The organism is Pseudoalteromonas sp. P1-26, from assembly GCF_001401795.1.
Taxonomy (GTDB): Bacteria; Pseudomonadota; Gammaproteobacteria; order Enterobacterales; family Alteromonadaceae; genus Pseudoalteromonas.
Genome location: NZ_LKDX01000167.1, coordinates 1 through 302 on the forward strand (window position 1 = coordinate 1; position 302 = coordinate 302).

Below are 302 nucleotides of genomic sequence, written 5' to 3' on the forward strand. Positions count from 1 at the left end.
CAAATCGCTGGCAAAAAACAAAACAACGCATCAATAAATTACACGGAAAAATCTCAAGGCAAAGGCTGGACTTTGCGCACAAAACTTCAAGACAGATAACCAATGAAAATGATATTTTAGTGTTCGAAGATTTAAACGTAAAAGCAATGCAAAAGTTCAATGGTAGTATGGTTGCAGATAACGTGATGGGTTTGATCACTCAGCTTTCAAAGTATAAAGCTGAGCTAGAAGGCAAGCTCTATCATGAAATAGGTCGTTTTGAAAAATCCACTGGAATTTGTTCGGAGTGCGGGCAACGCCAT

General features: G+C 38.4%; 1 protein-coding gene. It reads left to right on the forward strand.

The annotated features are described in order from the left end of the window. On the forward strand, nt 1-302 hold a 302-nt coding region (locus AN394_RS22465), incomplete at both ends, for a transposase (RefSeq protein WP_152968977.1).